This is a genomic window from Flavobacterium sp. GSB-24, assembly GCF_027924665.1.
GTDB lineage: Bacteria > Bacteroidota > Bacteroidia > Flavobacteriales > Flavobacteriaceae > Flavobacterium.
In genome coordinates this window covers 4,852,810-4,877,749 of record NZ_AP027043.1, presented here as the reverse complement: position 1 = coordinate 4,877,749, position 24,940 = coordinate 4,852,810, and the positions used below count along the sequence as shown (strand labels likewise).

22 protein-coding genes are annotated in these 24,940 nt (G+C 33.2%); 4 read left to right on the top strand and 18 right to left on the bottom strand.

Annotated features, from left to right (window positions below; translation table 11 throughout):
- Positions 1 to 172: 172 nt before the first annotated feature.
- From lpdA to truA, 6 genes are all read right to left on the bottom strand, one after another.
- Positions 173 to 1,561 carry a dihydrolipoyl dehydrogenase gene (lpdA, locus tag QMG60_RS20525; RefSeq protein WP_134139998.1) on the bottom strand — a complete coding sequence of 463 codons (1,389 nt, stop codon included), beginning with the start codon at positions 1,559 to 1,561 and terminating at the stop codon, positions 173 to 175.
- Between the two features lie 489 nt (positions 1,562 to 2,050).
- Positions 2,051 to 2,635, bottom strand: coding sequence for an NUMOD4 domain-containing protein (locus QMG60_RS20520; protein ID WP_111285499.1), 585 nt, complete (start codon positions 2,633 to 2,635; stop codon positions 2,051 to 2,053).
- 390 nt (positions 2,636 to 3,025) lie between these two features.
- Positions 3,026 to 3,322, bottom strand: coding sequence for a ubiquitin-like protein (locus QMG60_RS20515; RefSeq protein WP_281866242.1), 297 nt, complete (start codon positions 3,320 to 3,322; stop codon positions 3,026 to 3,028).
- A gap of 344 nt (positions 3,323 to 3,666) precedes the next feature.
- A complete protein-coding gene (locus QMG60_RS20510; protein ID WP_281866241.1) occupies positions 3,667 to 3,960 on the bottom strand; it encodes a ubiquitin-like protein in 294 nt (97 codons plus the stop codon).
- A 176-nt stretch (positions 3,961 to 4,136) separates the two neighbouring features.
- Positions 4,137 to 5,891, bottom strand: coding sequence for an ABC transporter ATP-binding protein (locus QMG60_RS20505; protein WP_281866240.1), 1,755 nt, complete (start codon positions 5,889 to 5,891; stop codon positions 4,137 to 4,139).
- A gap of 88 nt (positions 5,892 to 5,979) precedes the next feature.
- Positions 5,980 to 6,714, bottom strand: a complete 735-nt coding sequence (truA, locus tag QMG60_RS20500; protein ID WP_057116611.1) for a tRNA pseudouridine(38-40) synthase TruA — start codon at positions 6,712 to 6,714, stop codon at positions 5,980 to 5,982.
- A 262-nt stretch (positions 6,715 to 6,976) separates the two neighbouring features.
- Here truA and QMG60_RS20495 point away from each other — a divergent pair, with 262 nt between their 5' ends.
- Positions 6,977 to 7,471: a metallophosphoesterase family protein gene (locus QMG60_RS20495; RefSeq protein ID WP_057116610.1), complete on the top strand. Its 495-nt coding sequence runs from the start codon at positions 6,977 to 6,979 to the stop codon at positions 7,469 to 7,471.
- 2 nt (positions 7,472 to 7,473) lie between these two features.
- On the opposite strand, the gene QMG60_RS20490 is transcribed toward QMG60_RS20495, so the two are convergent.
- From QMG60_RS20490 to QMG60_RS20480, 3 genes are all read right to left on the bottom strand, one after another.
- The gene (locus QMG60_RS20490; protein WP_281866239.1) at positions 7,474 to 8,391 is read right to left on the bottom strand and encodes an ATP-binding protein; all 918 of its coding nucleotides are present in this window, start codon (positions 8,389 to 8,391) and stop codon (positions 7,474 to 7,476) included.
- A 13-nt stretch (positions 8,392 to 8,404) separates the two neighbouring features.
- Positions 8,405 to 9,064 (bottom strand): response regulator transcription factor, encoded by a 660-nt coding sequence (locus QMG60_RS20485; RefSeq protein ID WP_057116608.1) that lies wholly within the window; start codon positions 9,062 to 9,064, stop codon positions 8,405 to 8,407.
- A gap of 125 nt (positions 9,065 to 9,189) precedes the next feature.
- Positions 9,190 to 9,600, bottom strand: coding sequence for a DUF4293 domain-containing protein (locus QMG60_RS20480; protein WP_281866238.1), 411 nt, complete (start codon positions 9,598 to 9,600; stop codon positions 9,190 to 9,192).
- Between the two features lie 183 nt (positions 9,601 to 9,783).
- On the opposite strand from QMG60_RS20480, the gene rho reads away from it, so the two are divergent.
- A complete protein-coding gene (gene rho, locus QMG60_RS20475) occupies positions 9,784 to 11,637 on the top strand; it encodes a transcription termination factor Rho (protein ID WP_281866237.1) in 1,854 nt (617 codons plus the stop codon).
- A 146-nt stretch (positions 11,638 to 11,783) separates the two neighbouring features.
- On the opposite strand, the gene QMG60_RS20470 is transcribed toward rho, so the two are convergent.
- From QMG60_RS20470 to QMG60_RS20455, 4 genes are all read right to left on the bottom strand, one after another.
- Positions 11,784 to 12,800: a M28 family peptidase gene (locus tag QMG60_RS20470; RefSeq protein WP_281866236.1), complete on the bottom strand. Its 1,017-nt coding sequence runs from the start codon at positions 12,798 to 12,800 to the stop codon at positions 11,784 to 11,786.
- 8 nt (positions 12,801 to 12,808) lie between these two features.
- Positions 12,809 to 13,810: a DUF3667 domain-containing protein gene (locus QMG60_RS20465; RefSeq protein ID WP_281866235.1), complete on the bottom strand. Its 1,002-nt coding sequence runs from the start codon at positions 13,808 to 13,810 to the stop codon at positions 12,809 to 12,811.
- Positions 13,811 to 13,856: 46 nt separating this feature from the next.
- Positions 13,857 to 14,630: a dienelactone hydrolase family protein gene (locus QMG60_RS20460; protein WP_281866234.1), complete on the bottom strand. Its 774-nt coding sequence runs from the start codon at positions 14,628 to 14,630 to the stop codon at positions 13,857 to 13,859.
- 110 nt (positions 14,631 to 14,740) lie between these two features.
- Positions 14,741 to 15,193 carry an Lrp/AsnC family transcriptional regulator gene (locus QMG60_RS20455; protein WP_057116602.1) on the bottom strand — a complete coding sequence of 151 codons (453 nt, stop codon included), beginning with the start codon at positions 15,191 to 15,193 and terminating at the stop codon, positions 14,741 to 14,743.
- Positions 15,194 to 15,416: 223 nt separating this feature from the next.
- Here QMG60_RS20455 and rocD point away from each other — a divergent pair, with 223 nt between their 5' ends.
- Positions 15,417 to 16,670 (top strand): ornithine--oxo-acid transaminase, encoded by a 1,254-nt coding sequence (gene rocD / locus QMG60_RS20450; protein ID WP_281866233.1) that lies wholly within the window; start codon positions 15,417 to 15,419, stop codon positions 16,668 to 16,670.
- Between the two features lie 178 nt (positions 16,671 to 16,848).
- A complete protein-coding gene (locus tag QMG60_RS20445; RefSeq protein WP_281866232.1) occupies positions 16,849 to 17,949 on the top strand; it encodes a glycosyltransferase family 2 protein in 1,101 nt (366 codons plus the stop codon).
- Positions 17,950 to 18,126: 177 nt separating this feature from the next.
- On the opposite strand, the gene QMG60_RS20440 is transcribed toward QMG60_RS20445, so the two are convergent.
- The 5 genes from QMG60_RS20440 to QMG60_RS20420 all read right to left on the bottom strand — a co-directional run bounded on the left by QMG60_RS20440 (position 18,127) and on the right by QMG60_RS20420 (position 24,800).
- Positions 18,127 to 19,779, bottom strand: a complete 1,653-nt coding sequence (locus QMG60_RS20440) for an arylsulfatase (RefSeq protein WP_281866231.1) — start codon at positions 19,777 to 19,779, stop codon at positions 18,127 to 18,129.
- 58 nt (positions 19,780 to 19,837) lie between these two features.
- A complete protein-coding gene (locus tag QMG60_RS20435) occupies positions 19,838 to 21,100 on the bottom strand; it encodes a putative sulfate exporter family transporter (protein WP_057116599.1) in 1,263 nt (420 codons plus the stop codon).
- A 116-nt stretch (positions 21,101 to 21,216) separates the two neighbouring features.
- Positions 21,217 to 22,839: a sulfatase-like hydrolase/transferase gene (locus tag QMG60_RS20430; protein WP_281866230.1), complete on the bottom strand. Its 1,623-nt coding sequence runs from the start codon at positions 22,837 to 22,839 to the stop codon at positions 21,217 to 21,219.
- Positions 22,840 to 23,020: 181 nt separating this feature from the next.
- Complete coding sequence (locus QMG60_RS20425; protein WP_281866229.1) at positions 23,021 to 23,737, bottom strand: thioredoxin domain-containing protein; 717 nt, start codon at positions 23,735 to 23,737, stop codon at positions 23,021 to 23,023.
- Between the two features lie 4 nt (positions 23,738 to 23,741).
- Complete coding sequence (locus QMG60_RS20420) at positions 23,742 to 24,800, bottom strand: sterol desaturase family protein (RefSeq protein ID WP_281866228.1); 1,059 nt, start codon at positions 24,798 to 24,800, stop codon at positions 23,742 to 23,744.
- Positions 24,801 to 24,940: the final 140 nt, after the last annotated feature.

Genomic DNA, 24,940 nt, shown 5'->3' with positions numbered 1-24,940 from the left:
TTTCTTTATAAAAGTTTAAGGCTTTATTTTTGAGACAATGTATTATCATTCTTTGTTCCTCGAAATGACAAACAAAGCTGTTGATTGGATATAACAATAAAAAAATCCGACTCGCTTTCGCAAATCGGATTTTTAGATTGAAAATTATATATAACCGTAAAACGGTATATTTTTACAAGTGAATTACTTCGCCGTAAGCATCTGCAACAGCTTCCATAACAGCCTCGCTCATTGTTGGGTGAGGGTGGATAGATTTAAGGATTTCATGACCTGTAGTTTCTAGTTTACGAGCTACAACTGCTTCAGCAATCATATCTGTAACACCAGCACCAATCATGTGGCATCCTAACCATTCTCCGTATTTAGCATCAAAAATTACTTTTACGAATCCGTCTGCAGCTCCGGCAGCTTTTGCTTTTCCAGAAGCTGAGAATGGGAATTTACCAATTTTTAATTCGTAACCTTTTTCTTTTGCTTGTTTTTCTGTTAAACCTACAGAAGCGATTTCAGGAGTTGCATAAGTACAACCTGGAACGTTTCCGTAATCAATAGGATCTACGTGAAGACCTTTAATTTTTTCCACACAGTTAATTCCCTCAGCAGAAGCTACGTGAGCTAAAGCCTGACCTGGAGTAACGTCTCCAATTGCGTAGTATCCTGGAATGTTAGTTGCGTTGTAAGCGTCTACCAAGATTTTATCTCTGTCAACAGCAATACCAACTTCTTCTAATCCGATATTTTCAATGTTTGTTTTGATTCCAACAGCAGAAAGTACGATGTCGGCTTCAAGAACTTCTTCTCCTTTTGCAGTTTTAACAAACGCTTTTACTCCTGCACCAGTTGTGTCTATACGCTCAACAGATGAGTTAGTCATAACTTTAATTCCTGCTTTTTTCAATGAACGCTCAAATTGTTTTGAGATATCTTCGTCTTCTACAGGAACTACGTTTGGCATAAATTCTACGATTGTAACATCTGTTCCCATTGAGTTGTAGAAGTGAGCGAACTCAACTCCAATTGCTCCAGAACCAACAATGATCATAGATTTTGGCTGTGTTGGCAATGACATTGCCTGACGGTATCCTATTACTTTTACACCATCTTGAGGTAAGTTTGGTAACTCACGAGAGCGAGCTCCAGTAGCGATGATAATGTGGTCAGCGCTGTATTCTGTAACTTTATTATCTTTATCAGTAACGTCAAGTTTTTTTCCTGGTTTTAGTTTTCCAAAACCTTCAATAACGTCAATTTTGTTTTTTTTCATTAAGAATTGAACTCCTTTGCTCATTCCTTCAGCAACACCACGGCTGCGTTGAATTACTGCTGGGAAATCTTTGTCAAATTCTGAAACTTTCAATCCGTAATCAGAAGCGTGTTTTAAATAATCAAAAACCTGAGCCGATTTTAGTAATGCTTTAGTTGGGATACATCCCCAGTTTAAACATACACCACCAAGATTTTCTTTTTCAACTACAGCTACTTTAAAGCCTAATTGTGAAGCTCTAATTGCTGTAACATATCCGCCAGGACCACTTCCTAAAACAATAACGTCGTATTTCATTTTTTTGGTTTTTAATATTAACTACCGAAAATGAAGTTTATATTTCCGAAACTCATTTTTCGATTATTATTCTTTTGTTATTTGTGCTTGCGAATTTAATGATTTATTTTAAATCAACGTTCGAAAATTTGTTTTTAGCAACACAGATTTTGGTCTTTTCACAGAAACTGAAGGAATTGTTAATTGTAAATTGTGAATTATGAACTGAAAATTGACATTTAGAAGTTAAATCTGAAAATTTATCGATACCAATACCAATGTCAAATATCAATGTCAAAAATAATATAGCCACAGATTGTTAGGATTAAAAAGATTTTAAAATCAGTATTAATCTGTGTAATCTGTGGCTATTATAATTTTAAATTTCATGTGGAATTCTTTGCGTGGCTTCGACTTCCTTGTTAATTGTTAATTGTTAGTTGTTAATTTTGAAGTAACATCAAACAATTAATAATCAACCATCAACCATTAACTATCAACCATTAACCATTAAATCTTAACGTGTCCCCAGTTTTCTCCGCTGGCAATTCTTCTAATCTGCATTTCGCTTACTCCGAATTGTTTGGCAATCATTTTAAGACGCGTTTTTTGTTCTGGGCGCGCAAGAATTTTTTTGATTAACATGACTTTCGTTGTTGTTAATTTTCGTCCGTCGGCTTTAAGATTGTGTTCGATTAGATTCTTTTTGGCTTGGATAACTCTCGGACTTTTACGGCTGTGCGCCATCATTTCCTGCTTGGTTGCCCAGCGTAAATTGCTTACATCATCATTTGCTCTGTTGTAATCTAAATGCAGAACATACGTTTGATCTTCGGAATCTTTCGGAATAAAATATTGGGCTACTAATTTGTATAGGAAGAGATATTTGTTTACGATTTTATCGTCTTTTTTAACCTTAAAACGGAAGGTTGGATATCCATCGCTTAATCCGCCTTTCAGGATGCGTCCGTTTTCAATTTCATCAGTAAAACTTATAAGTCTTCCTCTGTTTGAAATTGCATATCTTAATTGTAATGAGGCATTTATTTCTATTTCTTTAAACTGTTCGTTCGGATAAAATCTATTTTGTGGCATTTTCTTTTACATTTGATTTCTATATTCTCAAAGATAAATAATAAACGAAAAATTACCGCTATGTTGTTGATTATGAAAGATCAATTTTATGATTTCTATAACGCTAATTTAACGTTTTAAAGCGATTTCGACAGTTTTTAATCGGATTTTAAATCACAAATTGTGAATTATGTAGTTTTTTAATTTTGAGTGTAGTGTGAAATTTAAGATAAAAGGTCATTAAGTTATGAATCTATCCAGTTTGCTTAACCTTTAACAATGCAATTAAGTAAAGTTATATGTGAAAAAAGGGTCTGACTTTAGTTAAAGTTAGACCCTTTTATTGTAATAAGTGTATTTAGAATTTATTTTAAATGTTTTCTAAACACATGGTTATCTTCTTTACAAAAATTATTTATTACATGGATTACTAATAACGAGATGTACAGAGTAGTCTTTTTGAATATTATAATCAGATAATGTCCTGCTGTCTTCAAGTTGTATTCCTCCAAATATAATTCTTTGGCATTCTACTGGAATTCCTTCTTTCTCGAATATTTTAGCCTTAAGATTATCAATAGTATCAGAACTTTCCATCTCAACGGTTATAGTTTTTCCACTACCCACAACTCTTACAAAAATTTGCATTGAGAATGCATTAATCGAAAAGGCTAGAAATAAAACGGTAATAAGTAATTTTTTTCTCATGGTATTTTTTAAAAATGATTATTTATTTTTCAAACATACTTATTTATTTGTAAGAATACAAGTTGTATTGTTGAGTTATGCTAAATTCATTTTGCCTTAAATATAATGAATGATTGTATTTTTAGTGTTTAAGTGTTTGTAAGATTTTGAGAGTTAAAGATGTAAGTCATTTCTTAAAGCTAATTAGCTATTAAAATTCAATCAGATTTAGATAGAGAAACATTTAAAATCAATTCTAAGGTCGTATGAAAAAAGGGTTCAACTTTAAAAAAAGCCAAACCCTTTTATTTTTAATCTTACACATTTTTTTAAAAGTGTTTTTTTGCTACTTCTTTAAGAAACAATTAATTGCATGGATAACCTATAACTAGATGTATAAAGGAATCTTTTTGAATGTTATAATCAGATAATGTTCTGCCGTCTTCAAGTTGTTTTCCTGCAAATATAAGCCTTATACAATCAGGATGAATTCCTGCTTTATCTTGTATCTTAAACTTAATATTCTCAATAGTATCAGAACTTTCCACCTCAAGAGTTATAGTTTGTAGAGAACCAACAACTCTTATAATAATTTGCATTGAGAATGCATTAGCCGAAAAGGCTAGAAATAAAACGATAAAAAGTAATTTTTTTTTCATAAGTTTTTTTGAAAATTATTATTCATTTCAAACTTACTTATTTATTTGTAAGAAAACAAGTAATATTATTGGGGTGTGTTAATTTATTTTGCCCAAAATATAATTAATAATCCTGTTTTTAGTATTTAAATTATCTGTAAGAATTTGAAAATAAAAGATATAGAATTTTTGCAGAGTTAATTAGCTACTGAAAATTGCGAATCGTACAGGTTTTTATAATAACCATCAGTTTTGTGCAATAATTCCTGATGCGTTCCTTGTTCAACAATTAGTCCTTTGTCCATCACTACAATCTTATCTGCATTTACAATTGTTGCCAATCGGTGGGCAATAATAATAGAAGTTCTTCCTTTTGTAATTGTTTCAGTTGCACGCTGAATCAATTCTTCAGAATAGGTATCTATAGAAGAAGTTGCTTCGTCTAAAATCAAAATACTTGGATTGCTTACATACGAACGTAAAAAAGCAATCAATTGTCTTTGTCCAGACGACAGCATTACGCCTCGCTCTTTTACATCAAAATCATAATTATCGGGCAGATTCATAATAAAATCATGAACGCCAATTTTCTTCGCGGCATCAATTACTTGATCGCGGGTAATTTCTGGATTATGTAAAGTGATGTTATTGTAAATAGTATCGGCAAACAAAAATACATCTTGTAAAACCACTGCGATTTGTTTTCGAAGTGAAGCCAACGTATAGTTCTCGATATTTTCGTCGTCAATAGAGATTGTTCCGCTGTTAATTTCGTAAAAACGATTCAACAGATTGATTATAGTAGATTTTCCTGCACCTGTAGAACCTACAATGGCTACTGTTTGTCCCGCAGCAACAGATAAATCAATTCCTTTTATAACTTCTTCCTCGGGAATATAACTAAAACGCACCGCTTCAAATTCTATGCTTCCGTTAAAAACTGGCGCTTCAATTTTTCCAGTATCCTGAATATGATCTTGTGTATCTATAATATCAAAAACACGATTGGCTGCAATCATTCCCAACTGCATCTCATTGAATTTATCTGCAATTTGTCTTAATGGATTAAAGAGCATTCCAATGAACATTGTATACGAAAACAAATCTCCAAAAGTGGTAAAATGATCTCCGTTCAAGATTCTAAAACCGCCGTAAACCACAACTAATCCCAAAGTGATAGATGAAATAATATCAGCAATAGGGAAGAAGATCGAGTTGTATAAAATCGTTTTGATCCAAGCAACGCGATGTTTATTGTTGATGTCTTTGAAGTTTTCGGCTTCGATTTTTTCACGGTTAAAAAGCTGAACGATTTTCATTCCCGTTACGCGTTCCTGTACAAAAGAATTCATGTTCGCAATCTGAGTTCTCACTTCTTCAAAAGCCACCTGCATTTTACGTTGAAATATTCTAGTAATGAAAACCAAAATAGGCATGGCAAGAACCACAATCCAAGTCAGCTTCCAGTTCATGTAAAACATAAAAATAAGTACGACAAACATTTTCATCAAGTCGCTTATAATCATAAATAAACCTTGACTGAAAATACGGGCAATCGATTCAATGTCTGAAACGGCTCGAGTAACCAACTGGCCAACCGGAACCAAATCAAAATACTTCATTCTGAAACTCAAAATGTGTTTAAAAAGTTTTGTTCGAATGTCCTTAACAATGTCTTGACCGAGCCAGTTCGCCCAATATACAAAGTAAAACTGCGAGAAAACTTCCATTAATAAAACTACACCCATCAAAATGATATACATCAATAATCCCGTCTTGTCATGGGTTTTGATATATCCATCTACGGTTTCTTTAAGTAAATAGGGGCGGAGTGCGGCGAAAATAGACAGCGATACGGCGAAAATAATTACACCGTAGTAACGCCATTTATAAGGCTTTGTATATTTTAAAATTCGTTTGAATAATCCTGTATCGAATGCTTTTGCTTTCATTTTTTTTGGTGCTTTAAGCTATAAGCTTTAGGCAGTAGGCTTTTAATAAAGTGCTAGAAGCTTATTGCTTAAAGCCTATAGCCTACAGCTATAAATAATCGTAATCTATTTTGGTTAAATATAAACCATGTGCTGGAACCGAAAATCCAGCTTTTTCCCTGCTTTTGCTGGCAATTATATTTTCAAAATCTGCCAGCGTAATTTTGTGTAAACCGATATTAATTAAAGTACCGACAATTGCCCGAACCATATTTCTCAAAAATCGATTTGCTGAAATAGTAAAAATCAGTTTTGAGTTTTCTTGTTTCCAAAACGCCTCAAAGATAGTGCAGTCAAAAGTATTTACATCTGTGTTTACTTTTGAAAAACATTGAAAATCGGTATGTTTCAATAATAACTGCGCCGCTTCGTTCATCAAATTCACATCCAGTTTCTGATTTACATACCAGCTTAATTCCTGTAAAAATGGATTTTTAATGGTATTGATATGATATTCGTACGTTCTTTTTGTAGCATCAAATCGGCAATGCGCATCATCATGAACCAGAATAATATCAAAAATGGCAATATCTTTTGGTAAATAAGAATTCAGTTTATGAATCAAAATTGGAACATCTAAAGTTTTCTCAGTATCAAAATGCCCAAACATTTCAGTTGCATGCACACCAGTATCTGTTCTTCCAGCGCCCATAATGCTAATAGATTCATTCAATAAAACCGATAAAGCTTTATTTAAAGTTTCCTGAACAGAAGAAGCGTTGGGCTGTATCTGCCAGCCATGATAATGTGTTCCGTTATAAGCAAATTGAATAAAATATCTCACTGTAGAGGTTCAAAGGTTCAGAGGCACAAAGGTACGAAAAAAGGTTCTGAGATTCTAAGATGCTGTCGCGAGACTTCGGGACTAAGTTTTTTCTTTTTAGGGACAAAGGTTCAAAGGTTTTTCTGTGATGTATATCTGTAGAAACCCACCGCAGTGTGTCTAACGGCAGATTGGAGTTTTTAAGGTTCTAAGTTTTTTTAACATGTGTCAACAAAAAAATCTCAGTATCTTAGCATCTTAGAACTTTAGCTCCTTTAAAAAAATGACAAAAATCCTTCTGCTTTCTGATACGCACAGCCATATAGATGATACTATTTTAAAATATGTTAATCAGGCAGATGAAGTTTGGCACGCCGGCGATATTGGAGATCTGAATGTTACCGATACTATAAAAAAACTAAAACCGCTTAGGGCTGTTTACGGTAATATCGACGATGCAAAAGCAAGAATGGAATTCCCTTTAAACAATCGTTTTTCATGTGAAAATGTTTCCGTATGGATTACGCATATTGGCGGTTATCCTGGAAAATACAATCCTAATATTAAAGAAGAAATGGCACAGAATCCGCCAAAGCTTTTTATCTGCGGGCATTCTCACATTTTAAAAGTAATGTTTGATAAGAAAAATAATTTATTGCACATGAATCCGGGTGCCGCAGGAAAAAGTGGTTTTCATAAAGTGAGAACAATGCTTCGATTCGTAATCGATGATGATAAAATCAAAGATTTAGAAATTGTGGAAATTGGAGCAAAATAACTTTAATTCGGTAACGGAATCTGAATTTTAATTTTAGTTCCTTCGTTTTCTTTTGATGTAATAGATAATGATCCTTTGTACTTTTTAATTCTGGCTCTAATTCGGTTCAAACCAAAACCTTCTACATCTTTTAGTTTTTGAGTTCTAAAACCAATTCCGTCATCATGTATGCTCAAGATCAATTGGTTGTTTTTTTCAGTCAAAGAAAGCCGAGCTTTTTTGGCGTCGCTGTGTTTTATAATGTTGTTGAAGAGTTCGCTTACAATGAAATAAATTTTCATTTCAAATTTTTCAAGATATCTTCTGCTGGTTGGGATAGAACTCGAAAATTCAAATTCAATCGCAGAATTGGAGTTTTTTTCGCATAAATCTTCTAATGCATAAATTAACCCAAAGCGAACTAAAAGCGAAGGAACAAGATCGTGGGACATATCTCGTAAAAGTTCATGTGCTTCAGACAAAATGGCTTTTGCTTTTTGTATTTCATCAGATTTAATATCGTTTTGCGCAGTAAACGTATTTAAATGTAATCCAGCAGATGAAAGCAGTGAATTAATATTATCATGCAGAAAAGAAGCTATTTTTTTTCGCTCTATTTCCTGAGTATCAATTCCAGAATTAATGATGTCAAGGAGGATTTTTTGTTTCGTATCTTTTCGTTTTATTTTTTGTTTTAATTTATTGTTCTGATATAAAAAATAAAATAAAAAGAAGATGATAACTATGAGAACAATTGATAAACTGACTATTTTTTTATTTCGCAACTGCTCACTCATTTTAAGCTGATTAACAGTTGTTTTGTTTTCAGTTTGTGTTACAGGATTGTGACTTTGAAGATTTGAAACAACTTTTTGCGAAACAAAAATTCCTTTGACAGCGAAGGAGAAAACAAGTGATATGAAAAAATTAAAACCAAACATAAAAAACTGATTTTTATGGATTAATCAAATTGTTTTTAAGAGCATATTTTACTAAACCAATTGTGCTTTTAATGTTTAGTTTTTTCATAATGTTTTTGCGATGGGTTTCAACAGTATGTGAACTAATGAAAAGTTTTTCGCTGATTTCTTTTCCGCTGTATTCCAAGGCAATTAAAATGATGATCTCGATTTCACGCGGACTTAGAATCGGATTTTCGATAACTGCATTGTGGTTCAATTTAGGATTATCTTTAAAGGTATTAAAGATTTTTTCTCTAACAGCATCGCTAAAATATTCCTGTCCGTTATAAACTGCTTCAACCGCTTCAATGATGTTTTCGCCTGCGCAATTTTTTGTGAGATAACCTTTTGCGCCAAGTTTCATTACTTCTTTAATGATTTTTAAATCATCATAACTAGATAAAATAATGACTTTGCAGGGCGATTGTTTTTCATTAAATTCTTTTAACGTTTCAATTCCATCTTTTTTCGGCATGCTGATATCCAGAATTAAAACATCAGCTCCATCCAAAACCACATCATTAAAAACTGTTGTGCCGTCTAGTGAACTTCCTGCTACTTCGAAGTTTGGCACTGTTTTTAATAAGTTAGATAATCCATCAATTAAAACCTGATGATCGTCTGCAAGATGGATTTTTATTTTTGGAGTCATTTCTTTAGAAGCTAATTAAATAACAAAATTATGAAAATTATCTTACAAGTATTTCGTTTTAAGGCGAAAAAAAACCCGAATAAAATTCGGGTTCTTCTTCGCACATAAAAATTAAGTTTATAGGTTTATCTCAAACGGTCGACAGATTTTACAAGATCTTCATCCTTCTTGATGGCCTTATTAGCTAAAACTAATAATACGATAGCAATAATTGGTAGAAACATCCCAATACCTTTCTCAGAGACTTCAGCCTCTCCAGATAAATTTAGCGAACGATATACAAATAATCCTAATAAAATTAAATTTAATATTATGTTCAGTCTGTTTAATACAAACTGATTTTGTCTCTTTTTGAATGAAATAATACTAATTACACTAAGCATTGTGGTTAACCCTAACAAAACGGTGTAAAGCTGGTCCTGCATAAAAAAGAATGGTTTTCCTGCACTTGTCGTCCATAACGGAACAAAAAGCATTAAAATGCCCGTTGCAGCAAAAGCCAGAAATAGATATACAGTTTGAATTCTTTGTATCATGATCTAAAAATGTTTTACAAAAATATATTTTCTTTTTTTAAAATACTATTGTATGATTAAATTTTATTCGTATTATTGCATCATAATACCGTAAGCACTTCATACTGCGGTCAATTCAAATTAATTATCTACCTATTCTTTTTACAGTATTTCCTTTAAAATAATTAAATTCATAGAACATTCATGTTTGATATTTCTGCATTAAAAGAAATGAAGCTTGCTGAGCTTCAAGAAATAGCTAAGTTAGCTAAAACAATAAAGATTAATGGTGTCAAAAAAGAGACTTTAATTAGTCAAATTTTAGCACATCAAGAAAGTACTCTTGCGCCCGCTGAAGCTCCTCAAACAGAAGCAGTTTCTGATTCTAAAGACGAAAAACCAAAGCGAGCGAGAATAGCTCCAGTGAAAACTAAAGCAGCAAATACCAAAAATACTCCCGTTTTAGAATTTGATAAAGTAGAGGAAACTGTTCAAAAAAACGATACTGCTGAAACTGTGCAGCCAATTGCAGAAGCTGCCGCTCCAGAAGTACAAGGAGATAAGACATCAGCAGCAAAGAAAGAGCCTAAAATTGTAAAGTTCAACAAATCGGCTTACGAGAAAAAAGTAGCTCTTAAAAAAGATAAAGAAGTTGTAAAAGAAATTACAAATGAAGAGCCTTCAGAATCAGTTACTTCAGAAATAGCTACTTCTGAACCAACAGCTGAAACGGCTGAGAAAACTCCACAAATTGCTCCTGCAAAAAAGGTTAATCCGAATCAAAATAAAAACCAGAATCCAAACCAAAATCAAAACCCGAATTCGAATCCAAATCAGAATCAAAACGGGAATGGCAATGGAAACGGAAATGGAAATCACAACAACCAAAATCCTAATCATAAAAATAAAAAAAGCAATAATTTTAGAGATTCAGACTTTGAATTTGATGGAATTATCGAAAGTGAAGGCGTTCTTGAAATGATGCCCGACGGTTACGGATTTTTACGTTCATCAGATTACAATTATTTAGCTTCTCCAGATGATATTTATTTATCAACTTCGCAAATTAGATTATTTGGTCTAAAAACCGGAGATACTGTAAAAGGAGTGGTTCGCCCTCCAAAAGAAGGAGAGAAGTTTTTTCCTTTGGTTCGTGTATTAAAAATTAATGGGCACGATCCGCAGGTTGTTCGCGATAGAGTTTCTTTCGAACATTTAACACCAGTTTTCCCTTCAGAAAAATTCAAACTAGCAGAAAAAGGCAGTTCTGTTTCAACCCGAATTATTGATTTGTTTTCACCTATTGGTAAAGGACAGCGTGGTATGATCGTTGCACAGCCAAAAACGGGTAAAACAATGCTTCTTAAAGATATTGCAAATGCAATTGCTGCTAACCACCCAGAGGTTTATTTGATCGTTCTTCTTATCGACGAACGTCCTGAGGAGGTTACTGATATGCAGAGAAGTGTTCGTGGTGAAGTTATCGCTTCTACTTTTGATAGAGAGCCACAAGAACACGTAAAAATTGCTAATATAGTACTTGAAAAAGCAAAACGTTTAGTAGAATGCGGCCACGATGTTGTGATTCTTTTAGATTCTATTACACGTTTGGCAAGAGCTTATAATACAGTACAGCCAGCATCTGGAAAAGTATTAAGTGGAGGTGTTGATGCAAATGCATTGCAAAAACCAAAACGTTTCTTTGGAGCTGCGAGAAATGTAGAAAACGGAGGTTCTTTAAGTATCATCGCAACTGCATTAACAGAAACAGGTTCTAAAATGGACGAAGTTATCTTCGAAGAATTTAAAGGAACTGGTAACATGGAATTACAATTAGATCGTAAGATAGCCAATAAACGTATTTTCCCTGCAATCGATCTTACTTCGTCTAGTACACGTCGTGATGATTTATTGTTAGACGAAAAAACATTACAAAGAATGTGGATTATGCGTAAATATCTATCGGATATGAACCCAGTAGAATCTATGGATTTTGTAAATGACCGTTTCAAGAAAACTAAAAACAACGAAGAGTTTTTAATTTCGATGAATGACTAGCGAGAGGTTCTTAGGGACTAAGGTTCTAAGGTACTGAGGTTTTTCTTAAGAGGTTAAATTTCAATAAAATACAAAAGGGATGAGTTTTTAAACTCATCCCTTTTGTATTTTACCTTAGCGCCTTAGAACCTTAGCAACTCAGAACCTTATTTCTTATCAACTACAGGTCTATTTTCTCTGTTCGCTAAATCCCATGCGATTACAAAAGCTAATTTTGTTCTTCTGGCTAAAGCATCGTATTCGATTTTTTCTGGAATATCGTCTTTTCCATGGTAATCTTCGTGAACTCCGTTAAATAAGAAAACAGATGGAATACCATGTTTTGCGAAATTATAATGATCAGAACGCTCGTAAAAATGATTTGGATCTTTAGGGTCGTTAAATTTAAAATCTAAGTCCATTTTGATGTATTTGTCATTTTGAGCTACAACAGCATTATGTAAATCTGAAGATAATCTGTCCGCACCAATCACATATACGTAATTGTTTGTTTTAGCATGCTCAACATCGCGACGTCCGATCATGTCAATATTGATGTCAGCAATCGTATTTGCGATTGGAAATAATGGATTTTCAGAATAGAAACGAGATCCGTGCAAACCATGTTCTTCTCCGGTAACGTGAAGAAATAATATAGAACGTTTTGGTCCGTGGCCTTGTTTTTTAGCTTTAGCAAACGCTTTAGCCATTTCTATAACCGCTACAGTTCCAGAACCATCATCGTCAGCTCCATTATAAACCTCTCCGTCTTTAATTCCAACGTGGTCATAATGAGCAGAAATTACTAAAACTTCATTTGGTTTTTCAGAACCTTCAATGTATGCCCAGATATTTTCTGAGTCAGGTAAATTTTGATTGCGTTTTGCGTTTAAGAAAGCAGCAGGAATTGACTGGTAGTAATCTGAAGCGCCTTTAGGAAAAGATACCCCGTTTTTTTTGTATTGCTCAATCATATAAAGACCAGCTTTTTTCTGTCCTTTAGAACCTGTTTCTCGGCCTTCCATTTCATCAGAAGCAACAGTATAAAGCATTTTTTTAAGATCCTTCTCGGTAATAACTTTGATATATTTTGTCGGATCCGAATTGTCTTTGGATGCAACTGACTGCGTAGTTTTACAAGAATACGCAGAAGCAATTAATAATAAAACGAGTAATTTTTTCATTCTTATTGTTAGTGTAAATTAATAAATGTGTAAAGAATATAAAAGGTGAGTAAAAATATAATAAATAGTGAGTTTATTACAAATAAGAAAAAACTTTTTATAAAGGACACTATTCTAGATTCGCCATAAAAACGATGGTGTGCGGGATAAAAATAATAACACATCCAAATTGTTCCTGCAAATGTTGTAATTCCTGATATAAAAGATAACGGACTATCTTCTCCCAAAAGACCAATTAATCGGTTGACGATAAACATGATAAGAAATATCAACAGCAGAAATGAAAAATAGTGAAGTGTAAAAATACCATGATCAAAATAATACCATCTTTTTTTACTGTGGAAAAGCCACAAGAAAAATGCAAAAAAAGGCATGATGATAAACAGGATTTTAGGTATGTTATGTACAAAAGATTCTATAAATTTTTCAATAATTTGCTTTTTAGTATTATTCTCTGTCACGTGCACAGCCTTTTCATATAGCCAGTATTCAAATTGTGTCAGTTTTTCGCTTTCTTTCCCATATTTTTGAATGGAATCGATTTCTTTCATTGTTTTCAATTGAAAATAGGACTTATCCAATGTTTTTGACTTCAAATAAGACTTTTCAGTGTAGCTTTTAATTTCTTTTGTATTTTCTTTTTCTAAACTGGACGCAATTTGCTTTTCACTTTTTGTCAAATTCTCAGTTATCTCACTTGGGAATAATGCAATTAAAAGAAAAGTAATAAAACTTATAAAAATATAAAGACGAACCGGAGCCAGATAAGAAAGCCTTTTTCCAGAAAGATATTCTTTAGTTAAAGTAGAAGGTTTAAAAAGAAGGTTTTTTATTGTTTTCCAAAAAGCATTTTCATAATGCGTTAAATCTTCAAAGAAATGAATAAATAAATGATGAAATGTTTTTCTGGAATCTGTATTTTCCTGTCCGCAATTTGGACAGAATTTTTGTTCTACAACATGCCTGCAGTTCAAGCAGGTTTTATCTTCTCTAATTTTACTATGTGACATTGGTTTGGTTTAGTTAATTTGTTTTTGGCTGGGAGGGCAGGTAGTATTACTTTTTTAGAACTTCATTCAAAAATAATTGCAAATGGTCAAAAGATCTTTTTGCAGCAACAGGATTATAAGCCGCACCTTTTGAATTATCATTTCCAGCTTCTGGATTGGTGAATGAATGAACAGAATCAGCATAATAAATCATTTGCCAGTCGGCTTTTGCATCACGCATTTCTTGTTGGAATGCTGTAATTTCGTCTTTTGGTACAAACGGATCGTCAGCTCCGTGGCATATTAAAACTTTCGTAGTTATAGTTTCTGTTTTTCTGCTGGCATCTTTCCCTAAACCGCCATGAAATGAAGCAACTCCTTTAAGTTTTAGATGACCGCGTGCAGCTTCTAAAACTCCTGTTCCTCCAAAGCAATAACCAATAGCAACAATATTATCGGCATTGGCTCCCTGTTTTACTAGTTCTTGTAATGCAGTATTGATGCGTTTTTGGTACGCTTCAAAATTGGCTTTATAAAAACCAGCTTGTTTTCCAGCTTCTCCGGTATTTTTTGGATAATTTCCTTCTCCATAAATATCAGCGATAAAAACATGATAACCCAATTTAGATAATTCCTCCGCGATTCCTTTAGAAGCATTGTCGATTCCCAGCCAGGCAGGTAAAAGTAAGATTCCAGGATTTTGACTGCTCTTTTTAGCAGATTTTATAAATAAACCATTTAACTGCTGGTTTCCTTCTGTATACTTAACGGGTTTTAGTTGTGCATTCATAAGGTTTGAAAATAAGATTGCACTGAATAAAATTAGCACTGTATTTTTCATAATTCTACAATTTTTAACAAATATCAGAAATATTATGTTACAAAAAAACCTCACAAGTAAATTCTTGTGAGGTTTGTAACCAATATTTTAGATAACAAATACGTGTTTTTTTATAAGGATATATTTCTTTTAAAAGCGCAGCCCAATTCTACTATAGAATCAGTTTTGGCAATACCTGGAATTCCATCAATTTTTTCATAAAGAATGCGGCGCATGTGTTCATGATTTTTGGCAATTATTTTTATGTATAAAGTAAAGGAACCCGTTACATAATAACATTCTGTGATTTCTGGAATTTCTTTAAGTGCTTCAATTATTCGGTCAGAATCAGAATCTTTGTTTAGCGTAATTCCCGTAAAAGATGCCCAGTCATATCCAATTTTCTTTTCCTGAATAATGGGCTTTATACCTCCAATTACACCTTGTTCGATCATTCTGTTAATACGTTGATGCACCATTGTATTTGATATTTTCAAATTAGCAGCAATCGCAGAAAAAGCCATTCTGCCATCTTTTTCTAATTCTTTAATAATACTAATATCAAATTCGTCTAATAATTCCATTCAATAAAATCGTTTAATAAATTCGGTTTTTGTGATTTATAAAAGTAACTATTTTTTTTAATAAAGGGAGGATAAAATATAAAATGTATTAAAATGAATATAGCTTTTTAAATGCTGAAAAAATAATTTTTGACTTTAATTTTGTTATTTTTGAGTCAAAATATAATTTTATAGTCGAAAATTAATTTAATTTTAATATTTTTGTAAAAATAAAAAGCAGATTATGATAAGTACAGAAAAAGCACTTTCATCAAAATCAGAAATTTTGATCGAAAAAGAAAATAGATATGGAGCTCACAATTACCATCCGCTTCCAGTAGTTTTAGAACGCGGAGAAGGAGTGTACGTTTGGGATGTTGACGGCAAAAAATATTATGATTTTTTATCGGCTTATTCTGCAGTAAATCAAGGTCATTGTCATCCAAAAATTGTGAACGCAATGATAGAGCAAGCGCAAAAACTAACTTTGACTTCTCGTGCTTTTTACAATGATAAATTAGGAAATTACGAAGAATATGTAACCAATTATTTTGGATTTGATAAAGTTCTTCCAATGAATACTGGAGCTGAAGCCGTTGAAACAGCACTTAAAGTTTGCAGAAAATGGGCGTATGAAGTAAAAGGAATTCCTGAAAATCAAGCGCAGGTTATCGTGTGTGAGAATAATTTTCACGGAAGAACCACTACAATTATCTCTTTCTCAAACGATGAAACAGCCCGTAAAAACTTCGGACCTTTTACAGATGGTTTTATAAAAATTGAATACGATAATCTTGAAGCTCTTGAAAATGCTTTAAATTCATCAAAAAATATTGCTGGATTTTTAGTAGAGCCAATTCAAGGGGAAGCGGGAGTGTATGTTCCTTCTGAAGGCTATTTAGCAAAAGCAAAAGCCCTTTGTGAAAAACACAATGTACTTTTTATTGCAGATGAGGTGCAGACTGGAATTGCACGTACAGGAAAATTATTAGCCGTTCATCATGAAAATGTGCAACCAGATATTTTAATTCTAGGCAAAGCAATTTCTGGCGGTGTTTATCCAGTTTCGGCTGTTTTGTGTAACGACGAAATTATGAATGTTATTAAACCAGGACAACACGGATCTACTTTTGGTGGAAATCCTGTTGCTGCTGCTGTTGCCATTGCTGCTCTAGAAGTAATTAAAGATGAGAAACTTGCTGAAAATGCAGAACGTTTGGGAATTATTTTAAGAGATGGATTAAATAAAATCGCTGAAAAAAATAATTTAATTACGCTTGTCCGCGGAAAAGGACTTTTGAATGCAATTGTAATCAACACCGATGAACACTCTGATTTAGCGTGGGAAATCTGCTTAAAATTTAGAGACAACGGATTATTAGCAAAACCAACTCACGGAAATAAAATTAGATTAGCTCCGCCTTTGGTTATGACAGAAGAGCAAATTAATGAATGTCTGGAGATTATTGAGAAATCTTTGAATGATTTTAAGATTTAATCTATAAACCTATTTTTCAATTATATAAAAAACATACTCATACTTTGGGTATGTTTTTTTTTAAATGATATTCAAGAAAAAAAAACATTATTCTGTTATTATTCAGTCTTTTAAGGGTAGTTTTAAATGGGTTGCAGGTGTAATTTTGCTCTCAAATTTTAAACTAATTTGAGTTATTATGATTACAATAAGCCTTTGCATGATTGTGAAGAATGAAGAACAGTTATTAGCAAGATGTTTAAACTCTGTAAAACATCTTGTAGATGAAATTATTATAATCGATACAGGTTCAACAGATAAAACAAAAGATATTGCAAATTCATTTACAGATAAAGTTTATGATTTTAAATGGACAAATAATTTTGCAGATGCCAGAAATTTTGCTTTTTCTAAAGCAACAAAAGATTATCAATTTTGGCTTGATGCAGATGATATTTTTGTTGAAAAAGATCAAGTTTTATTTTTAGAATTAAAAGAAACGCTTTCATTAGAAACAGATATGGTTTTAATGAAATATAATTATTCAGTAGATGAGAATAATAATCCATTGTTTTCATTTTATAGAGAAAGATTGGTTAAGAGAGAGAACAATTATAAATGGAATGATCCCGTTCATGAGTATATAGAATACGGTGGTAATTATTTAGTTTCGGAAATTGCCGTAACACACAAAAGAGTATCCTCTTCTTCAGATAGAAACTTAAAGATTTATAAAGAAATGGTTGAGAGAGGAGATTATTTTTCACCTAGATCACTTTTTTATTATGCAAGAGAGTTAAGGGATCATGAAATGTATGCTGAAGCAGAAAACTATTTTACAAAATTTTTGGAAACCCAAAAAGGATCGGCTGATGATTTTGTTTACGCCTGCCTGGAAATTGGAAAAATTCTCAAAAAACAAGGTAAATTGGATGATGCGTTAAAGGCATTATTTTATAGTTTCACTTTTGATAATCCTAGAGCAGAAACCTGTTGTGAGATTGCAGGTATTTTTCAAAATAAAGGCGATTTTAAAAAAGCTATTTATTGGTACAAATTTATCCTTGGATTAGAATTTCCTGAAAATGATATTGCTACAACAACCCCAGAATGCTGGAATTTTATTCCTCATATAGAATTAGCAGTGTGCTATGATAAAATTAGTGATATTGAGCAAGCAATTTTTCATAATGAAGAAGCTGGAAAGTTTAAAATAAATCATAAATCAGTACTGCACAATCGTCAATATTTTGCTTCTGTGATGGAAGAAAAAAAGACTTTTCTATTTAAATGGAATTAAATATTTAAGAGCAGAAATTTAAGCTTCATATTGTTTTAGAGATTTTATTATCGTAAGAGATAAAAATAAAAAGCAGCAAATAAATTGCTGCTTTTTTTGTACACCATTTTTATTTAAAAGCGACTATTTTACAACAATCGCTTTTGTTATAATTACTAAAAATATCAAAAAAAGTAATTATTTCTTAGGCACTGCTCCAGGGATCAGTTCTTCTTTTTGTTTGAATTTGCTGTATTCTACAACTCCAGTTTTATCTGCCCAGTCAAAATATTTTGCAGAAAGATCATTTACAATTCCTGGATTTTGAGCTGCGACATTTGTTGTTTCGCCTCGGTCTTTTTCAAGATCATAAAGTTCCCATTGGTACGACGGATAAATAGAAACCAATTTCCATTTTCCTTCTCTAACAGCTCTATTTCCAGCTCTTTCCCAGAATAACGGTGCACCTCTGTTTACTTCAGAAGCATTTTCAAATAATACTGGCAGTAAACTTTTCCCTGGAAGCGGATTAGAATTTACACCATTAAGGTTTTTAGGATATTCAATTCCAGCCAATTCGTAAAAAGTAGGAGCAAGGTCAATAATGTGTCCAGTTCCTTTATCAATTCTACCAGCTTTAATTTTGGATGGATACCATGCAATAAATGGAGAACTGAAACCCCCCTCGTGCATATTATTTTTATAATCCTGCAATGGAGTATTCGATAAATAAGCCCAGTTTTGTTCTTGATAATCAAAAGAACCAGAAGTTCCAACTGGTCCGTCGTTACGAACTAAACCTCTTCTTAACGGATTATAAGTGTTGAAACCGCCTTGAGCACCATTATCTGCAATAAAAATAATCAGAGTGTTTTTGTCTTTTTTCAAAGCTTTAAGTTTTTCTAAAACCTTCCCAACATTTTGGTCCATATTGTCTACCATTGCGGCGTAAACTTCCATTTTAGCTTTCCAGAATTGCTTTTCGTCATAGGTCAATTTATTCCATTCTGGAACTTCAGGATCTCTTGGTGATATAGTCTGTCCTGGAAGTAAAATTCCGTTCTCTCTTAATTTTTGAATTCTTTTTTCTCGTAAAGCATCCCAGCCTTCATCAAATTTTCCTCTGTATTTAGCAATATCAACAGGTTTTGCCTGCAGCGGCCAGTGAGGCGCAGTAAAAGCGAGATATAAAAAGAAAGGTTTGTTTTCTTTATTTTGTTCGTCTAAGAAGGTAACCGCATTGTTTCCGATTTCATCTGTAAAGTAATACGAATCGTCTTTTGGATGCAGCTCTTCATTATTGCGAATCATTTTTACAGGATAAGGTGTTTTTCCAAACGGAAGCGGTTTAGTATCAAAATAATTTGAAGCACCTTTTAAAATTCCGTAAAACTTGTCAAAACCTCTTTGGTTTGGCCATTGCGATTGATCTTCAGAACCTACATGCCATTTTCCAGACATTAAAGTGCTGTAACCTCCAGAGCGGAAAACTTCACCAAGAGTCAAAGATTCCTTATTTAAATAACCCTGATAAGCTGGTAAACCTAAATTCACATCAAAATAACCAACTCCAGCTTTATGCTGATATTGTCCCGTTAATAAAGAGGCTCTGGTTGGCGCGCAAATCGAGTTGTTATAAAATTCGCGAAGGCGTGTTCCTTCTTTTGCTAAGCGATCCAGATTTGGTGTTTTAATTTCAGAACCATAATTTCCTAAATCCGAATAGCCCATATCGTCCACCATAATCAAAATTACGTTTGGTTTAGAAGATGCAGTTTGGGCATTGGTTTTATAAGAACCTATTATTCCTGTCAGTAAAACGGAAAATAAAATGTTTATTCTTTTATTCATGTTATTATAATTTACTAGTCAAAATTTTATCTTGGATATTTTTGTAAAGTGAAGATTTTTAAGGCTTAAAAAGTAAAAAAGCGATAATCAATGTGATAATAATATTGAATAATTGAGCCGTTAAAAATGCTATTAAAGGTTTTCTGCTATTATGTTGCAGTAAATCTTTAAAATTAGTTTCTAAACCAATACTTGTAAAGGCCAGAGCAAACCAAAGTCCCTGTAGGTTTTTCAAACTTTCTTTTAGTACTTCTCGAGTTTCAGGAGCTACAAAAAATGAAAAAACAATTGATGCCCCGATAAAGCCAATGACAAACTTTGGAAAGCGTTCCCAAATTACACCCAATGTTGGTTTAGAATTCTTTACTTCAGCAGATTGATTATGTGTGTAAGTCCAATAAATGGAAATGGCAAAAGCGGCTAAACCCAGTAAAACATTCTGCGAAAATTTTACAATTGTACTTATTTTTAAAGCTGTTTCTCCCACCAAAGTCCCAGATGCTACAACCGCTCCAGAAGTATCAATACTCCCGCCAAGCCAGGCTCCGGTAACTTCTTCGGGAAAATTAAAATGACTGGCAATTATGGGCATAAAAATCATCATCGGAATGGCGGTAACCAAAACCATCGAAATTACATAAGATAATTTTTTAGAATCTCCTTTTATTGCACCCGAAGTTGCTATTGCCGCAGAAACACCGCAGATAGAAACAGCACTCGAAATCATCATTGTTAATTCTTCATCTACTTTTAACTTTTTGCAAAGCCAGAATGCAAAATACCAAACGGATAAAACAACCACTAAAGCCTGAATTAAACCTAAAGACCCTGCTTTTAAAATATCTGAAAAAATAACACTAGTTCCCAACAAAACGAGCCCGATTTTGACAAAGAGTTCGGTTGACAAAGCAGAACGAAACCATTCTGGAAGTTTGAAAAAATTCCCAATTATTAATCCGATTAGTAAACTGAAAATTACAGCTTCTAGATTTAATGCTTTAACTTCTGTATTTCCTGCAATTATTAGTGCAAGAATAGTTAGAATATAAATTACTGGAAATGTGAATAGGAAATTTTTAATTGATTTTCCCACTAGAAAAGTTCCGATAAGTCCGATTGAAATAAAATAAATAAATTGAAAACCAATAATTTGGAGGTTTTTTATTTCGAATACATTAGTGATTAAATCAGCTCCGTTTGTCCATTTGAAAACAGGAACTTGTGGAAGGAAAATAAAAAGAGATATTCCGATAATAAGAAAACCGAGAATGACGACAGTCCAATCTTCGTGAATATTAAATTGTTTTGTTGAGGTTGACATTTAAATGCTTTCTTTCCTGCAAGGTTTTCAAAACCTCGTAGGTATTAATTTTAGATTTGAATTTTAGATTAAACCCGACAGCTTTTTAAAACCTGTCGGGTTTGTGTAAAGGATGATTAGAGATCTACAAAGTATTTTTGTTTTCCAAAATCAAATTCATAATAGGTTAGATTTGGCCAAAGCGGATCAATCAAACCTTTTTCCCAAGTTTGTAAAGCAGTTTGCAATTCTTTTACCTTTTCTGGATTTTTCTGCGCTAGATCTGTTGTTTCAAATTTATCAGAAGCAAGATTATACAGCCAATTTTCATGTGTTTTGCCGCTAATGATTAATTTCCAGTCGCCGCTTCTAATCGCTTTTGCATCGCCCGAGCGCCAGTATAAATCTTTATGAGCTGTTTTATTTTCATTTACTGTTGCAACTAGATCTACACCGTCATAAACTCTATCTTTTGGTAAATCAGAATGTATGGCTGCGGCAATTGTGGTGAAAAAATCTAAAGTACTAACCGGTTTTTTGTAAACCGTATTTGGTTTGATTTTTCCTTTCCACGAAAGTGCAAAAGGAACATTTATACCGCCTTCAAAATGAGAAAATTTACCGCCTTTTAACGGTGCATTTGTTGTGGCAAAAGTATAATCGGCACCGCCATTATCACTGGCAAAAATGATTAAAGTATTCTCTTCAAGTCCTTCTTTTTTCACTTTTGCACGAATTCTGCCAATCGCATCATCCAAAGCGCTGATCATCGCAAAATAAACGCGTTTGTTTTCGTCTTTTACATTCGGAAAACGATCGTAATATTTTTTTCGAACCTGAAATGGCGTGTGTGGTGCATTAAAAGGAATGTACAGCAAGAAAGGTTTGTTTTTATTTTTATCGATAAAAGCTTCGGCTTCGTCAGCAAATTTTTCTGTTAAATACGCTTTTTCATCAATTATGGTATTGTCTCGGCGAATTTGTCCAATTCCGACACGGCCTTTTCCCCAAATCGTTTTATCGGTAAAATCTTTATGATGATGATTTACAATATCAGGATTATTATCTTCTGGAGCATATAATGAAAAAGCCTGATAAAATCCGTAATGGTAATCGAAACCTCTATCCAGCGGAAAAAATCCTTTGTTATGTCCCAAATGCCATTTCCCGATAATACCGGTGCTGTAACCTTGTCTTTTGGCTAAATCGGCAAAAGTAATTTCAGATTTTGGCAAACCCTGCGTTGCAATAGAGGCGTCATTTGGATATTTGATCTTATCGTTTAATTTCCAATTATTGGTATCCAGCAAATATTTAAAAGCATAATATTCTAAGTTGTTTTTAGGATAACGATCGCCTGGCTGATATTCATGTCCAAAACGTTCCTGATATCTTCCTGTTATTAATCCAGCTCTCGAAGGCGAACAAATCGCAGCCGATGCATATCCATCTGTAAATGTAACGCCAGATGCTGCCAGAGAATCAATCTGTGGTGTTGGAGTCGATTTTCCGCCGTAGAGCGAAATATCATATTTGCCTAAATCATCGGCTAAAAGAATAATAATATTGGTCTTTTTTCCAGAAACGGAATCAGCAGCAACTTTTGATGCTAAAAATTCGTTTTTTCCTTCGGCTAGTTTTTGATCTTCTTTTACTAGGGTTTCATTGGTATTGATTGGCCAGAATAGAAAGGCGGCTAGAATAAGCAGAATAATTAAAATGGGTATAACGATCTTGGTTATTTTTTTATATGCTGGCATATTGGTTTTGGTTAGTTATTTTTGAATTTTATGCGCATTTTTTCATTTCGAAGAATCTTTAAAAGTGGTCTTTCAAATATTGTCGATTTTGATAGCGTGGCTTCGACTTCGCTCAGCCTGACATAATGCGGATGTGTTTTAGTTAATTAGATGAACTTCTTCAGAAGTAAAAAATCAAGTATTATTTCGAAGCCAATGCAACATCAACTTCATTTTTTAAATCGCTGATGCCTTCTTTTTTAAACACAATTTTTCCATCTTGGTATAAGAGTAAAGTTGGAAAAACTTTAATTGTTTTTAGATCTGCAATAACCTGCGGACTATCTTCTAATTCGATTTCTACGATTTTTAAATTCGAACTATATTCTCCTCTAATCGTTTCTAAAACAGGTTTTACTTTTTTACACGGACCACAATATTTGGAACCAATATCTACTAAAACCGTTTTGTTATCTGCAATTATTTTATTGAATTCTTTTAAGGATAATTTGCTTTTAAGATTGGAATAAAACGGTTTTCCGCCGCCAATCCAATTTGCAATACCGCCTTCTAAGCTATACGCTTCTGAAAATCCCGTTTTTAGTAATTCTTTTTCTAAAATAACACTTCTGCCGGCTCCAATAGAATAGATAAAAACAGGTTTAGATTTATCTAGTTTAGCCACATATTGGTCATAATTTTCAGATTGAAGGTTGAAATTTACAGCACCTTCAATATGATTTAAAGCAAATTCTTCTGGCGTTCGCGCGTCTACAATCTGCGGATTTTTTTGACTTTTTATTTTCGAATAAAATGAATCTAACGATAATGAACTATGATTTTCATTTTGCGAAAAAGCAGCAACTGCCCATACAAAGGCAATTGCTGTTATACTGGTTTTTAAGATTTTATTTCTCATACCATTACGCTTGTTCTAGTACTGGAGCTTGCGGTTGTTCTTCAGAAACTGGTTTGGCTTTTATTGGTAGTGACAATACACCTTCTGCAAGAGAACTTCCTTCTTTTTTAGACTTGAAAATTGGCCATAAAAATTGTGCGTACCATTCTTCTTGTTTGTATGATTTTGTTCCGTATGATTCTGGGAATTTACGAGTGATTAATCCAGTTCCGAAGATTACATCCCAGATAAAAAACATGTTTCCGAAGTTTCCTTTAAAATGTCCAACGCCATCTCCGCTTGTATCTGCGTGGTGTGCGTGGTGGGTTGCTGGAGTAGAAATCAATCTTTCTAAAACCCATGCAATTGGATGCAAAACTTTGTATTTGTAAAATGGCTTGTCCCAAGCAATACTTGAATGTGCGCCCAAAGTGATGAAACTTTTGATTACTAAAACAAATAAAGCTGGTAATCCTAAACCTAAATACGTTAACGTTGCCGTCAAATAAATTTGAGAAAAGAAAACCGTGTAAATAAAGTTTTGTCTAGAAGCCATCGCCATTCCCATGTATGGAGCTGAGTGATGTGTTCTATGAAAACGCCATAAAAACGGAACTTGGTGATGCAGTCTATGATACCAATACTGCGTTAAATCGTCTGCAATTGCAATTAAGAAAAACCCTCCCCAAAACGGAACCCATGCCAATGCATTTGACAGATTTGGAAGTAAATAAGGCAAAGCTGTTAAACTAAAAAAGGCAATTACCGGCGGTAAAAGTAATTTTGGAGCTAAAAAACAAACGATATCAATTTTACGTTCTTCGCCTGTCCATTCGTCATCGTACAAACCTGCTGCAAATTCGATAACTCCCAAAACCAGCATAAAAACTGTTAATCCCCAAGTGCGGATATTTTCAAAAGCAGGTTTTGCGAATTCTAAAAATCCAGGAAGCGCAATATGAGAATCAGTTACTGATCCGCCTGTTAGTTTAAAATAAAGGTAAATTGCCACTACCGGCAATGAATAGATGAAAAAACTTATCGTTAAATCTCTTGTTAATTTTTCTTTTTGAACTATTGCCATGATTTCTTATTTTAAAAATTGATTAATTAATGCTAATCCTCCAGCTAAAATTACCAGCGGAACTAAAAATAGGATTGCCCCAACGACAATCTTTTTCCCTATGATTTCATAATCTACTCGTTTCATATCTTTTTGAATTT